General features: G+C 69.5%; 16 protein-coding genes. 12 read left to right on the top strand and 4 right to left on the bottom strand.

Annotated features, from left to right (window positions below; translation table 11 throughout):
* The first annotated feature begins 45 nt into the window (after nt 1–45).
* The 9 genes from ACIRL2_RS39015 to ACIRL2_RS38975 all read left to right on the top strand — a co-directional run bounded on the left by ACIRL2_RS39015 (nt 46) and on the right by ACIRL2_RS38975 (nt 6,456).
* Nucleotides 46–894, top strand: a complete 849-nt coding sequence (locus ACIRL2_RS39015; protein WP_402238749.1) for a hypothetical protein — start codon at nt 46–48, stop codon at nt 892–894.
* A gap of 33 nt (nt 895–927) precedes the next feature.
* A complete protein-coding gene (locus ACIRL2_RS39010; RefSeq protein WP_395870873.1) occupies nt 928–1,257 on the top strand; it encodes an extradiol ring-cleavage dioxygenase in 330 nt (109 codons plus the stop codon).
* Nucleotides 1,250–2,368, top strand: a complete 1,119-nt coding sequence (locus tag ACIRL2_RS39005; RefSeq protein WP_395870875.1) for an amidohydrolase family protein — start codon at nt 1,250–1,252, stop codon at nt 2,366–2,368. Before ACIRL2_RS39010 ends, ACIRL2_RS39005 begins: the two co-directional genes overlap by 8 nt.
* Complete coding sequence (locus ACIRL2_RS39000) at nt 2,365–3,078, top strand: FadR/GntR family transcriptional regulator (protein WP_395870877.1); 714 nt, start codon at nt 2,365–2,367, stop codon at nt 3,076–3,078. Before ACIRL2_RS39005 ends, ACIRL2_RS39000 begins: the two co-directional genes overlap by 4 nt.
* Nucleotides 3,075–3,680 carry a cysteine hydrolase family protein gene (locus ACIRL2_RS38995; protein ID WP_395870879.1) on the top strand — a complete coding sequence of 202 codons (606 nt, stop codon included), beginning with the start codon at nt 3,075–3,077 and terminating at the stop codon, nt 3,678–3,680. The genes ACIRL2_RS39000 and ACIRL2_RS38995 overlap by 4 nt, the downstream gene beginning before the upstream one ends.
* 65 nt (nt 3,681–3,745) lie before the next feature.
* Nucleotides 3,746–3,967, top strand: a complete 222-nt coding sequence (locus tag ACIRL2_RS38990; protein ID WP_395870881.1) for a 2-hydroxymuconate tautomerase — start codon at nt 3,746–3,748, stop codon at nt 3,965–3,967.
* Nucleotides 3,942–5,378, top strand: a complete 1,437-nt coding sequence (locus ACIRL2_RS38985; protein ID WP_395870882.1) for an aldehyde dehydrogenase — start codon at nt 3,942–3,944, stop codon at nt 5,376–5,378. Before ACIRL2_RS38990 ends, ACIRL2_RS38985 begins: the two co-directional genes overlap by 26 nt.
* A 162-nt stretch (nt 5,379–5,540) precedes the next feature.
* Nucleotides 5,541–5,756, top strand: a complete 216-nt coding sequence (locus tag ACIRL2_RS38980) for a hypothetical protein (protein ID WP_402238745.1) — start codon at nt 5,541–5,543, stop codon at nt 5,754–5,756.
* Nucleotides 5,757–6,081: 325 nt separating this feature from the next.
* On the top strand, nt 6,082–6,456 hold the full coding sequence (locus ACIRL2_RS38975; RefSeq protein WP_395870884.1) for a hypothetical protein: 375 nt from the start codon (nt 6,082–6,084) through the stop codon (nt 6,454–6,456).
* A 494-nt stretch (nt 6,457–6,950) separates the two neighbouring features.
* On the opposite strand, the gene ACIRL2_RS38970 is transcribed toward ACIRL2_RS38975, so the two are convergent.
* Nucleotides 6,951–7,349, bottom strand: coding sequence for a hypothetical protein (locus ACIRL2_RS38970; protein ID WP_402238742.1), 399 nt, complete (start codon nt 7,347–7,349; stop codon nt 6,951–6,953).
* 904 nt (nt 7,350–8,253) lie between these two features.
* On the opposite strand from ACIRL2_RS38970, the gene ACIRL2_RS38965 reads away from it, so the two are divergent.
* The 3 genes from ACIRL2_RS38965 to ACIRL2_RS38955 all read left to right on the top strand — a co-directional run bounded on the left by ACIRL2_RS38965 (nt 8,254) and on the right by ACIRL2_RS38955 (nt 10,120).
* Complete coding sequence (locus ACIRL2_RS38965; RefSeq protein WP_395870886.1) at nt 8,254–8,682, top strand: nuclear transport factor 2 family protein; 429 nt, start codon at nt 8,254–8,256, stop codon at nt 8,680–8,682.
* A 527-nt stretch (nt 8,683–9,209) separates the two neighbouring features.
* Nucleotides 9,210–9,614, top strand: a complete 405-nt coding sequence (locus ACIRL2_RS38960; protein WP_395870888.1) for a metalloregulator ArsR/SmtB family transcription factor — start codon at nt 9,210–9,212, stop codon at nt 9,612–9,614.
* Entirely contained in the window at nt 9,611–10,120 is a 510-nt protein-coding gene (locus ACIRL2_RS38955; RefSeq protein WP_402238739.1) for an SRPBCC family protein, read from the top strand. Before ACIRL2_RS38960 ends, ACIRL2_RS38955 begins: the two co-directional genes overlap by 4 nt.
* 542 nt (nt 10,121–10,662) lie before the next feature.
* On the opposite strand, the gene ACIRL2_RS38950 is transcribed toward ACIRL2_RS38955, so the two are convergent.
* The 3 genes from ACIRL2_RS38950 to ACIRL2_RS38940 form a co-directional block, all read right to left on the bottom strand.
* Complete coding sequence (locus ACIRL2_RS38950; protein WP_395870891.1) at nt 10,663–11,631, bottom strand: glycoside hydrolase family 113; 969 nt, start codon at nt 11,629–11,631, stop codon at nt 10,663–10,665.
* A gap of 206 nt (nt 11,632–11,837) precedes the next feature.
* Nucleotides 11,838–12,734, bottom strand: coding sequence for an alcohol dehydrogenase catalytic domain-containing protein (locus ACIRL2_RS38945; protein ID WP_402238737.1), 897 nt, complete (start codon nt 12,732–12,734; stop codon nt 11,838–11,840).
* A gap of 12 nt (nt 12,735–12,746) precedes the next feature.
* Nucleotides 12,747–13,553, bottom strand: a complete 807-nt coding sequence (locus ACIRL2_RS38940; RefSeq protein WP_402238734.1) for a TetR/AcrR family transcriptional regulator — start codon at nt 13,551–13,553, stop codon at nt 12,747–12,749.
* Between the last annotated feature and the right edge of the window lie 170 nt (nt 13,554–13,723).

The raw sequence follows: 13,723 nt of genomic DNA, 5'->3' as shown, positions 1-13,723 counted from the left end.
AGATATATTCATTATTAGATTTCAAGAGACGGAGCGCAGGAGCGAATGGCGCAGATCAGCATGGCCATAGCCGCCAGTCACACCCCTGGCCTCACCGGATGGTTCGACAAGGCGCCCGAGGCCGACCGACTCGTGGTCAGGCGCGCGTACGACACGATCCACGAAGCGGTCGTCGCCTCACGGACCGACGTGCTGCTCGTGGTCGGCAACGACCACGTGGCCAACGCACGACTGAGCGACTACGCCGACTTCACCGTCGGTCTCGCCGAGCGGCACTCCGGCCCCGACGAGTGGTTCAAGCCCTGGCTGCGCGTCGCGGACTACTCGCTGCCCGGCGCCCCGGCGGTGGCCGGTGCCCTTTTCGAGGCCCTGAAGGACAGCGGCCCCGACATCCGCGCCGAACACGGCAACCTACGGTTCGACGACAATCTCTCCGTCCCCGCGGCGATGGCCGATCTGGCCGGCACCGGCGTGGCGGTGATTCCCATCCTGCAGAACTGCACGGTTCCCCCCGTGCCCGACGAACGCGCCTGCTACGCCTTCGGTCAGGCACTGGGTGAGGCCATTCGCACCACGCTGCCCGCCGGACTCCGAGTCGGGCTGTTCGGTTCCGGCGGTCTGAGCCACGAACCCGGCGGCCCCCGCTACCTGGAGATCGACGAGGAGTTCGACCACTGGTGGCTCGACTTGCTGGAAGACGGGGACCACTCCGAGATCCTGGCCCAAGCGACGTTCGAGCGCATGGAGGAAGCCGGCTCCGGGGGCACCGCCGAACTCCTCTCATGGCTGGTCGTGATGGGCGCCATCGGACCGCGGCCCCTGACTCGTCTGGGCTATGCGGCAGTCGACGAGTGGCGTTGCGGAGTCGGCGCCGTGCAGTGGCTTCTCGGTTGACACCCCGCCGACGACACGAAAGGACGAACCGCTGTGGCGCTTGACCGTTTCAACCCGCTCCTGCGGGCCAACGACCTGGTGCAGGATTTGAAGTGGAACGGCGAACTGCGGGCCCGCTTCGAGTCACACGAGGCCGAGGTGCTGGCCGCCTATCCCCTGACCGACGAGGAACGCACCGCCATTCGCGAACGTGACTACCGCCGGCTGCACGAACTCGGCCTGCACCCCTACCTCCTCGCGCAGCTTGCCCGGCTCGTCCACGGCACCGGCGAGAAGGCCGGCAGTTCCGAGGCCGCCACCATGCTGCTCCGCTCCCTGCTCGGTGACGACTACGAGACCTACATGGCGGAACGCAGTGAGTGATCAGCCCACCGGTGCGGTGATCCCACGACAGACGCCGGTCGTCGACATCCACACCCACGCCATGCCGATGCCCTTCCTCCGCCAACTCGAACGCGAGGGCCTCGCAGACCTGTCCGGCGCCGCGGAACACGTGCTGACCCTGGACCCGGCGCTCTGCGGCTTGCCTCCGGACGCGCGGGTGCCGTTCGCCCCGGAGCAGCACGACATGGCCCGCCGACTGGCGCTGCTCGACACCACCGGCGCGGACCACCACGTGGTCGCCGCACCGCCGTTCCTCTTTGCTTCCGAGTCCGACGACCCGCGCCTGGTTCTGGACGTCACGCGGCGTTCCAACGATGCCCTCGCCGAATTCGTTGCCGGCTCGGGCGGTCGGCTCTCCGCTCTCGCCACGGTGCCGGTCGGCCTCCCGGGCTCGGCCGACGAACTCGCCCGCTGCCTCGACCGGCTCGGCATGGTCGGTGCCACGATGGGCTCCTTCGGCGGCGGACGAGAACTGGACGACCCGATCAACGAGGAGCTGTGGACGGCGCTGGCCGAGCGCCGCTGCTTCACTCTCCTGCACCCCAGCAGGGTCTCCTCCCGCGACCGGCTCGCCGACTATCACCTGGTGCAGCTGCTCGGCTACCCGGTCGAGACCGCGCTGGCCGCGTCTCGGCTCATCTTCGGTGGCGTACTCGACCGCCACGACCTCGTGCTGTGCCTGGCTCACGGCGGTGGCTGCGCTCCCGCCCTCGGTGCGCGCCTGGACCTCGGATGGCACCGCAAGCCGGTGGCCCGTGTGGTGCGGAACACGCCCACCGACTACCTCCGCCGGCTCCTCTACGACACCGCCGTTTTCGATGTCAGGGCACTGAGCCGACTCGTCGAGGACATGACCGCCTGGAACGTACTACTCGGCACGGACAGCCCCTTCGACCTGGTGGACCGCAGCCCGGTGCAAACGGTGCGGGCCGTCGGGCTCGACGAGGACCAGGAGGCGGCGATCCTCGGCGGCAACGCCGCCGCCCTGCTGCCCGCGCTCGGCCTGACGCCCACCCTCGGCCGACCCATCGACGGTCGGCCGGCTACTCTCGCGAATTCACTCCGACCAGTTGAAGGACACCTGCCATGAGCAGCCAGGACACCACGGTTGAGTTTCGCCAGGCATCGCGCGCCGAAGCGGTGGCCAAGCGGATCGAGACGCGGATCGCGGAGCAGAATCTGCCCAGCGGCTACCGGCTCGGCACCAAGCAGAGCCTTCGTCAGGAATACGACGTGGCGGTCGCCACGCTCAGCGAGTCGATTCGGTTGCTCCTCTCGCGCGGCACCATCTCGGTCCGCCCGGGTGTGAAGGGCGGCATCTTCGTCGCCTCGCCACCCGCTCTTGTTCGCCTCGGCCGCAAGATGCTCGAACTCAGCGGCGACTCGGTCTCCGTCTCGGACTGTCTGGTGGTCCGTGACACGCTGGAGCCCTTGGTCGCCCAGGAGGCGATGCGGCACCGCACTGCCTCCGACGTGGCCGAACTGCGCCGGCTGGCGATGGCGATGGCGACCAAGGGGCTGGACACCGCGGGCTACCTGGCCGCCAACTGGGCGCTACACCGCCGGATCGCCGAGATCACCCCGAACCAGATCCTGCGCCACACCTACATCTCCCTGCTGGAGTTCGTGGAGAGCCGCCTCAAGGGTGTCACCGCCGACGAGCCGACGGAGGTGAACGCACTCGGCCCCGAGGTCCACCGAGAACTGGTCGAGGCCATCGCCGACGGCGACGCCGACCGCCTGACCCGCGTACTGGACGCGCACGCCTGCCTCACCGTCGCCCACCGGGGGACCGCATGACCGCCCCTGGTACCGCATTGCTGGTGATCGACATGCAGAACGACTACTGCCACCCGGAGGGCGTGTTCGCCGCCGCCGGCTTGCGGGTGACCGACCCCGAGGGGCTCGTAGCCGGCATCAATTCCCTGGTCGCGGCGGCGCGTTCGGCCGGCGCGCCGGTCATCTGGGTGCGGATGGAGTGGCAGGACCGCGGCGACGTGGGCCTGCTCGCCGAACGCAGCCCGTTTCTGCGCGAACGCGGGCTGCGGCGTGAAACCTGGGGCGCCGAGCTGATGACGGGGCTGGACCGACGGCCCGAGGACCATGAGGTGGTCAAACCCCGGTTCAGTGCCTTCCATCGCACCGGGCTCGAACAACTGCTGGCCCGGCTCGGTGTCACCACCCTGGTGCTGGCCGGGGTACGCACCGACTTCTGCGTCGAGTCAACCGTCCGGGACGCCTTCTTCCGCGACCTGCGGGCAGTCGTGGCCCGAGACGCGGTTTCCGGGTACTTCGACGACCTGCACGAGAACAGCCTGCGGGTCATGGGCACCGTCTTCGCCGAGGTGGTGCCCGCCCCGACGGCCGCCGAGATCCTGGCAGGCCGCCGACGGCCGGCCTGAACACCACCACGACAGCACAGGCCAAGCACGACTCGAGCGCACGCGTGATCTGAGAGGAAAGCGCCATGCCCCTGGTCGAAGTGACCCTCGTCGAGGGCAGAACCCCCAAGCAACTGCGCGCCCTGATCGGCGGCATCACGGACGCCGTGGAGCAGACCATCGGCGCACCCCGGTGCAACATCCGCGTCATCCTTCGCGAAGTCCCCGCCACGCACTGGGCGAGCGGTGACGTGACCATCGAAGAAAAGAGGAACGAGCACCATGGACCTGATCCCACACCTCATTGACGGCCGCGAGACCGAGTCACGCGGCGCCGCCCGGTTCGACACGGTGGACCCGTGGACCCAGGAACCCTGGGCCCAGGTCGCGCTCGGCGGCGCGGACGAGGCCGGCGAGGCCGTCGCCGCAGCCCGCCGCGCCTTCGACACGGGGCCGTGGCCGAGAATGGGCTTCGCCGAACGCGGCGCGATCCTGCACCGTCTCGCCGATCTGATCGACGAAAACAGCCATGAGCTGGCGATGGCCGACACCACGGACATGGGCAAGCCCATAACCGACAGCTCCGGCAAGGACGTTCCCCGGTCCGCCATGAACTTCCGCTTCTTCGCCGACCACGCCCGGATGACCGCGGCAGACGCGCTGCCCATGGACAGCGGTCACCACGCCTACTCCCGATTCGAGCCGGCAGGCGTCGTCGCCGCCATCGCGCCATGGAACTTCCCGCTGATGTTGGAGACTTGGAAAATCGCTCCCGCGCTCGCCTGGGGGAACACGGTGGTCCTCAAGCCCGCCGAGGACACCCCGGCCTCCGCCACCATCCTGGCGCGACTCGCCCTGGCGGCCGGCATGCCACCGGGCGTCCTCAACGTCGTGCACGGCTTCGGCCCCGGTTCGGCGGGTGAGGCGCTGACCAACGATCCCCGAGTGGACCGCATCACCTTCACCGGGGAGACCGGCACAGGTCGGGCGATCGCCCGGGCCGCCGCCGCCAATCTCACCCCGGTGAGCCTGGAACTCGGAGGCAAGGGCGCCAACGTGGTCTTCGCCGACGCCAACCTCGATTCCGCCGTCGCCTGGTCGGTCAAGGCCATCTTCGGCAACGCGGGACAGGTCTGCCTCGCGGGGAGCCGCCTTTACGTCCAGCGGGAGATCTACGACGCGTTCCTGGCGCGATTCTGCGCCGCAGCCGAAGCCCTCGTGATCGGCGACCCCAAGGACCCGGCCACCCAACTCGGCCCGCTCGCCTCGCAGGAGCACTACAAGAAGGTCCGCTCTTTCGTGGAAGGCGCGCCCGAAGACGGGGGCACCATCGCGATGGGTGGCCTGGGCGACGGCTGGGTGGTACGTCCCACCGTCATCACCGACGCACCCTCCACGGCGCGGGTCTGCCGGGAGGAAGTGTTCGGGCCGGTGGTTGTGATCACCCCCTTCGACACCGAGGCGGACGCCGTGGCTGCGGCCAACGGCACCCCCTACGGCCTCAACGCCATGCTCTTCACCGAGAACCTGTCCCGGGCCCATCGGGTCGCCGCGGCCCTCAAAGCCGGTACGGTATGGGTCAATTGCTTCTTCGTGCGCGATCTCCGTGCCCCGTTCGGCGGCGTGGGAGACTCCGGTGTCGGACGCGAGGGCGGCAACTTCAGCCGGGAGTTCTTCACCGAGCCGAAGGCGGTCGTGATGGCCGTCGACGGGGCCTGAAACCCCCTACGGACGCCACGCCCCGGCCGCCGCGCCGGACGCGCCCGTCCGGCGCGGCGGCCGGGGACAGCGCATCCCCTTGGTCCTGCGGATCTCGCGTCTGTGACCGCGGTTGTCGGTGTACCAATGAATGCGGTTCCGACACGAAAATACGGTGCACCTGTGCGGGTCAGGCAACCACGATGGGGTCGAAGCGGACAGCCCCACACCAACCCCACCGTCCGGCCCGACCTCGTTGCGGAACTGCCCTCGCGCCCCAAGGCGTTGGGCACCGGCAGCGACGTCCTGGCACCCGACACCGGCCATCGGGGCACCGTCGTGGTCATGGCCACCCGCGGCATCACCACGATCCGCGGCCCCACGGCACCGTCGAGGTGACCGCACGGGCGGGTGAGCCTCCGGCCGATCTCTCGCCACGCCGTCGCCACGCCGTGTCCGAGCCGTTCACCGCGCCGACCTTGCGCAGGGTTTCGAGGTCATCGCTCATGCACCGCCGCAGAACGGCGTGGGGTGGCTGGTTCGGGGTCAGCCGGTGGTGGGGGTTTCTCCGGTGAGTGCGGGGAGGTTGACGACGGTGTCGGTGTCGGTGTCGGTGTCGGGGGCGGGGGCGTGACGGTGACGGGTTTGCTGTGTTCGCTCCAGTCGATGGTGTTCTGCGTCCCACCGGTGCGCCTGGACGGAGTGCCGAATAGAATCGGCTTCCATGTCGAACCCTGACGAACTGCTCGTGGACATCTCCGCCATGGTGGAGTCCGAGCAAAGCAATCAGATGTCGCTGACCGTGGTGGTCGGCGGAGCCGTCATCACCGGCCGCTTGGCCCCGGAAGCCGTGTGGCGGGAGCGCGTGTCCGAGGTCCTGAGGAACTCGGACCGCCTCGGCCCGTTCTCCGACGTCTTCGCGGTGGACCGGACGCCGGGTCGACCCGACCGCGGCACCGCGCCCACGCACCTGCACTTTCATCTTGCCCGGGTGTTGCAGGGCAGCCTCGGGATCCCCGAGACGGGTGGAATGTATCGCGTCGCGATCAAGGACATCGGCGCCTGGACCGTCGGTGATGTCAGCTATTCCGACCAGTGAGGTGCGCCGTACCTGACCCGCTTCATCAGGGACAAGCAGCCGGCCGACGTCAACGCGGGCGAGTGCAGCGGCGACGCGGATCGCCAGGCCACTTCGGATCTTGGCCGCGTGGCTTGGGTTTTGCTGTCTTGCTTGTCCGTGTCTGGCCTGTGGCCTGTGGTTTTGCGGAATCTGGGACGGATGGTCGGTTCCGTTGGGAAACCCGTGGGCGGAGGGTGAGGTCGCCTCGAGGATGCTGATCTTGATGTGATGTGGCGATCGGTTGGCTGTGTGTTCGTGCGTAGGAGCCGTGCTTGGAGGTTGTTTGTCCGGCTGCGGCGGCACCGCGCCGGCGTCCCACAGCAGCTCCCGCAACACCCGCTCGCTCTCGGAGACCCCGTCGACGAGCGACAGCGGCGTCTGCGCGGACGACAGGGAGATGTCGGGGTTCGCGCCGGCCGCCGGCAGCAGCCGGATGCACTCGGTCTGAGCCGTCCTCAGGTCCTCGTCGAAGGTCAGGCAGCGGAAGCAGACCCCGAGCGGGCTGTCGTCGTCGGAGTCCACGGCGCCGAGGTCGGCACCGGCGTCGATGAGGTGCCGTACGACGGCGGGGTCCGGGATGCTGCCGATCGTGAGGCTGTCCACGGCGGCGTGGAGCCGGCGAGGAACTCGGCGTCGCCCCCGTCGGCGAACCACCGCCCGGCGGCGACCTCCTCGGTCGTCGCCGCCCTCCGGTCCGCGCCCGCTCCCAGCAATGCCGCGACGACCTCGGCGGACCTGGCCGCCGCCGCCAAGTGCAGCGGCGTGACCCCGGAACCGTCGAGCGGCCCGAGCGCGGCCCTGTCCCGCAGCGCCCGGTTCACCGCCGCCGAGTCGCCGGCCGCACAGGCCTCCGCGAAATCCCCCGTGGACATCCAACTTCCCCTTCGTCGACGGATTCCGGTCATCCCCAGAACCCGGCGGCACGATGCCGCCTCGGCGCAAACGCGTAGGTGGGGCGCCGCACCCTTGCAAATGGTCGGCCCCTGGGGAGCTGAGGTGGCGCTGCCAATCGGTCGACCGGTGCCGGAGGTTCCACTCTGGGTCGATGGCGGCGAGCTGCTCCGCGCGTGCCGGGTGCGTTTCACCGTTGCCCTGGCGCCATTTGTGCAGCTGCCGCCCGATGGGGGAGGCCCTCGATGGTTGCGTCGACCGGCGCGGCCGGGGGTCGCCGTGGAGTCGGGCGTATTCGCGGGCGTGGGTGAGGGCGTCCCGCCGGCCCTGTTCTTAGGCGTCCCAGACCATGCCCGGCGCGTCGAATTCGGCGATCCGGGTGCGGTTCCCCGGACCTCTTGGCTGTCTCCCTGTCCGGCTGTCCTTACGATTTTCGGGCTCGGCTCGGCCAAGTCCGTCGATATCGCGGTGTGGCGACGTTCGCGGACGTCGCGAAGGGCGATGCGTGTGGGGTAGGGCGGAAGTTCGTGGAGCCACTGCCGTTCGAGCGCGGCGTGCAGCACACGACGAGGATGTGGCGCGCCTGTCGCCCCTCAAGCACGCCAACCTCGGTTGCCCGGGCCGCTACAGCTTCGCGGCATCACAACCGCGCGGCTGACTGAGGCCGCTGCGCGACGCGTGACGGTCCGACAGCGACGACGACGCATCATGACGCCTGATCGAGTGACTGCTGCTCGTGCGGCACTTTGGGCGGCCTGGCTTGCCGTGCATTTCTCGTCGGCTGGATCACGACCTGGCGTGCACGAACGCGACAATTGCCGAGCCGCACGGGAACTTTGGAGCTCACCAGCGTGGTGCCCTCATCGCAGGGGCCATGATGGGATCATGCCGAATCACAATGTGAACCACGACTTGTCCGAAGAACTCCGCGCTGCCGAGCGGCGGCTGCAGTCTGCCCAGTTGGCTTCCGACGTCGGTGAACTGGCTGGGCTGATCGACGATGCCGTCTGGTTCAGCGGTCCGGACGGGAAGATCTACTCCAAGCAAGATGATCTCGATGCGCATGAGTCGGGGCACCAAGTGCTGCACCGTGTCCAAGAAGAGGAGTTGCGTGTGCTGGCCACCCCGACCGCCGGTGTCACCTGGTTCCTCGGCGTGTTGGAGGGAACTGTCGGCGGTCAGCCATTCGCTGCCCGCATGCGCTACACCCGGACGTGGATTCGCGATGAGCAAACAGGTTGGAAGGTCATCGCGGCGCACGCCACACTGCTCACGAACATCACTGACGATCAGCCGGGTGCAAGCGATGACTGACCAGGGCCTGTACGGAGTTGCAGTTATTCGGCGGGGTGAAGGCTGCGGATCCAGATGATCGTGCCTCGGAGGTGGATCCTCTTGCCGGCATTGATGCCCTGACCTGCGGCGGGGACGTTGGCGGAGGTCTTGACGCGCTGAGTTGTGTGGTCGGCGTGCGGCAACGATGCCTCCCGCCACAGCCGACCGGCGACGAAGGCGGCAACTTCGTGGGGCGCCGGTCGAGCAGGCACCGGCGGACCACTCGTGGCGGGTTGGTTCGACCTGAGCCGGACCGGTCGCGGCGCGGCGGAGGGGAACGGCGGGATCGGCGAGGAACAACCCGCAACCACCACGCTCGAGGGCCCGCGCGCACCACGCGGGCGCGCCGAGAAACGCGAACCGCCCTCGCCCGAGGTTGCCATCCCCCGACGGAGCACCTCCGCCCGGGAGCACCGTTCTCGCCGGAGGGGTGGGCGGGCCGACAGGAGCGAGCCGGGGTATGCCGGCGCTTGCGAAACGCGTAACCATCAAGTTACGCTTTTCGGGTGGAGGAGATAATCGGAGCAATCGCCGACCCCGTACGCCGGGAGATCCTGGTGCTGCTGCGCGAGGCGCGCCTGTCGGCCGGCGAGATCAGCGACCGCTTCGCGATCAGCCGCCCGGCCGTCAGCCGCCACCTGCGCGTGTTGCGGGAAAGCGGCCTGGTCCGCGACGAACTCGTCGGACGGCACCGCTATTACGTCGTGCAGCCCGACCGCTTCGACGAACTCGCGGCCTGGCTCGCCCGGTTCGCCCGCCCCTCGGTCTGGGAAAGCCGCCTCGACGCGTTGGAGACCGAGGTCCACCGCACTCGCCGCGAGCGCCGCGCAGCCGCGGGAACTCCCGGCCGCGTCGCCGAACCACCCGCTTCCGCAGCCCCTACCGCGCATGGAAAGGCAGAGACCGCGTGACCGACATCCCCACCCCCACCGGCCGACTCCACCGGGTCGACAACGGCGTCGACCTGGTTCTCACCCGCACCTTCCGCGCCCCCGTCGAGGACGTCTGGGCCGCCATCACCGACCCCGACCGCACCGCACGCTGGTACGGCCGCTGGAAGGGTGAGGCCGCCCCCGGCCACACCATCAAGGTCCAGCCGGCCTTCGAGGACCAGGCCCCCTGGACCGACATGCGCATCGACGCGTGCGACGCCCCGACCCGGCTCGCACTCTCCGCATCCGACACGTTCGGCGACTGGCACATCGAACTGCTCCTGACCGCCGACGACGACGGCACCACCGAGCTGCGCTTCACACACCACCTGGCCACAACCGACGGCATCGGCGACATCGGCCCCGGCTGGGAGTACTACCTCGACATGCTCGCCGCCACCCACGCGAACACCCCTCTGCCCGCATTCGACGACTACCACCCCGCACAGAAGCCCTACTTCGACTCCCTGGCCGCCGATTCCTGATCATGTTGTCAAGCAGCGAGGGTGATGGGTGGTGTGGGCTGGTGGCACCGTCCGTCACGAAGCAGTGCCCACAGGACGGTGACACGACGGCGGGCGAGGGCGAGGGCGGCCCGGGTGTGTCGGCTTGCCCCCGGCCCGTTCGCGGTCGTAGAACCGGCGGGACTCCTCGCAACAGTGGATGCTGATCAGCACGGAGGTGCGGGCGCGGACCACGTCGAGTTCGTGGCGGCGTCCTGGTTGTTGCCGACCGGCTTGTGGCTGACACCGAAGTAGTACTGACACCGTCCCCGGTCGTCAGGTGCCAGTACTCGCCGTTGTTGTCACCGTTGACCGCACCGGGCGGCGCTGTCCATCGCCTCGCAGCCGGCGCGGAGGCGGTGAGGTAGCGCAGGCGGGCGGCGAGGCCGCGTTCGGTATCGACGGGCGAGGCGACGCCGTCGGCGTATAGGGGTTGCGTCACGTATCGGGCGGTGTCTCGCTGGTGTCAGGAGAGGACAAGGGCGGGGCCGGCACCGCGACGGGGGTCTCTTCGTCTCCCTCGGTCATTGCTTCGCGGCGATGTCGTGGTAGCGCCGCGCGACCTCGTGGAATGCCTCCTTGGGTCTGCGCTCACCGTCGCTGGTGATCGCTACGACACCGAAGCCGGCTTTGTCGAGGTCGAGGTCGGGGTCGTCGTGGTGAGGGAAGTCGGGCATGGCGTAGGTGAACACGAAGCAGCCGCGCACGCCCTCCGCGTCGTACTGATCGATGAGTTCGCCGAGATAGCGGGCTTGAACGGCTTCGTCGCGAGGGTGGTCGCCGCGAATGCGCGGGGGTGTGGCGAACCAGTTGACGATCCAGAAGGAACCGGCTCCCCGCTGGTCGGCTCCGGTGAAGGCGCCGCACCCGAACTCGGTGATGACGACGGGCTTGTCGTGGTCGCGGACCAGGGCATGCAGGCGGTCCGGGTAGGTGGTGTGGTTGCGGGCGGAGCGGTAGAGGCTGACGCCGACCAGGTCGAACAGCGACCAGTCGACGTGCTCCCATCCGGCGGCGGCGTAGGTGAGCGGGCCGTCGAAGCGGCGCCGCGCGGTGGCCACGGCGGTGGTGAGCAGACTGTGCAGCCGCCTGTCGATTCTGCGCCGCAGCAGGCGACGGAATCGCAGGATGAGCTTCAGGCGCAGGAACGACCGGGGGCCGGGGACGATGCCGGGCACGGTGTGGGAGAACTCGCTGCCGACCAGGAGCGTTACTCGGTCCGGGTGTTGTCGGCGCAGTTCCTCGGCTGCCTCGGCGACGGTGTCCAGGTGCTCCAGCAGCTTCGGCTGCGGCAGTTCGGGAACGCTGGGGCGGATGTAGACGTCCAGGCCGGTCTGGAGGGCGGTGCGGGCGGCGTCGATCAACCGGATCCCCTCCCCGAGGAGCATCACTGTGGTGCAGTGCAGGTCCCGGACGATGACCTCCATGTCCCGCCGCACGTCATCCGTGTTCGCCTCGCTCACCAGGTAGGAGATGCCGCGGTCGGTCAGCATGCGTAGGGCTCCTGTCGACGCGGACCAGCGGTGATGAGGCGAAGGGCGGCGGCCGCGCGGGCTCGCCGAAACCACGGCAGAGCGGCGGGAGAAGAGGGCACGGGCATGAGGATCCTTGGGGTCCGGGTCGACATCGGTCCGGTCGACGCTAGAGAGATCGTCGGCGGGCGGCATCCGTCTTTCGTCCAGGAACGCATGACTTCCGTCTACCTGATCGAGTCCACAAGGGGTCCGTAGTCGTAGCCCTCCGAGATCCGGCACTCCCGCACCGCCGACCACACCGCAGGCTGACGGCTGCCGACGCAGCGTCTCTTCACGTCGGCGCCGCCCCCCGGCGAATACCCGTGGCCGGACACGGGGACGGGGTGGGGGCGTGCATGAGCCGCGGCAGGCGGGGCAGTTCGGGTACGCGGTGTCGCCTCCGCCCGCTTTCGAGAGCGCCGGAGCGCGGGAGTACGTGCGCTCGTTGCAGGCGGTCGTTGCGCGGATCCGGGGCCAGAGGTGTGGGGCGAAGGTGGTCCTGGGCGTGCTGGTGATCGCCGGCTGTTCATGGTCCCTGGCTGGGAGCCGATGGCCGAGGAGTACCGGGCGATCGTCGTCGTCCTGGGCCCGGTCCTCGCGTTCGGCGCGGTCGTGGCCGTCGTCGGGTCGACCGTCGCGATGAACCGGTCCCGGCGGATGGCCGACGAGCAGCAGGACGTGCTGCGCAACCACCCGTGGCAGGTGTTGCCGTGCCGCATCTCGCCACCACCGAGGACATCACACCGCGGCAACGGCCGGCGCCTACCCGGCTCCGCCGGGATCAGTTCGCTCGCTTCGGACACCGTGCGTTCGGCGAAGCCGCCCGTGCCGCCGGTGCCGGCCAGGACACGTCGTCCCAGCAATGGCGGGTCCACCCCGTCGCCGGCAGCGCTCACCCGTCCGGCGACCATGCCGCCGGAAATGAAGGGCAGCGCCGGGCGCTCGTGCCACCGGTCGGTGTCGGCCCGCATCTGCGCCTCGGCGAACGTCACTCCGGCGACCGCGACATCGACCACTACGTGTCCCGCTCCGGCGACCGGATCCGGCGCTTCGCCGAGGACCCTCGCCCGCCGCCGCGTCAACGTCGTGTGGGATCAGGAATCGGTCGCTTCGGTCGCGTTGCTCGTCCCGACGGACTCGGTGCGGGTGGCGAGACGTGCTCCGATCCCGTCGAGAATGCCCTTGATGCCCTCGTCGAAGCGTTGTTGCAGGTTGACCGTCAGCGGCGGTTGGTCGCCGAACGCGTGGGCCAGGCGGGGGTAGGCGTCCGCGAACTCGGACGCCGGGATCTGGTGCCGCGTCTCGTTCCACCACTGTTCGTCCGTGAGGCCGGTGCGGCGGGTCAGTTCCACATCGTTGGCGTGGATCAGGGCCATGCCCTGAGTGAAGCCGGTGATGGTGAGCAGCAGGTTGGCCTGTTCGTGGATGGAGAGGCCGAGTCCATCGAAGGCGCTCAGGGCGCGTTCGCCGTCGGCCGCGGCGTTGTGGTTCCAGCGCATGCGCGAACCGACCATGGCGTACTGGAGGATCCACGGGTGACGCTGGTAGAGGCCCCAGTCACGGCGGGCGGTGTATTCCAGGCCGGCGCGCCAGCCGACCGGGAGCGGGCCGGGCTGCGGCTCTTCGCCCAGGGCCAGCGCGACCATGTGGTCGATGAGGTCGTCCCGGCCCGAGACGTGGCGATACAGCGACATGGTGCCCGCGCCGAGGTAGGCGGCCAGTCGACGCATGTGCAGCGCCTCCAGGCCCTCGGCATCGGCGAGGGCGATCGCGGCGCGCACGATGCGGTCCAGTGACAACTGGGTCCCGGGCTCGGCCGCGGCGTCGGTGACAGCTACGGCTCCGGCGGAGTCGGTAGGGGCATCGGCATCGGCACCGGCGCCGGCCGAGGTGTCGGGCATCCGCCCGTCCGAGGGCGGTCGGGGTGCGCCGGCAGGGTGGCGCTGCCGTGCCCGGTAGGCCTTGGCACGGCAGGACCGCGAGCAGTAGTCGCGGGGGCGCCCCCGCCCGCCGGTCGGGATCGCCGCGTGACACCAGGCGCACTGGGCCATGCTCGCCTCTCTCGGTTTCG

Source organism: Embleya sp. NPDC127516 (assembly GCF_044765325.1).
GTDB lineage: Bacteria > Actinomycetota > Actinomycetes > Streptomycetales > Streptomycetaceae > Embleya.
The sequence above is the reverse complement of the archived record's forward strand: the minus strand, read 5'-3'. Positions and strand labels throughout refer to the sequence as shown.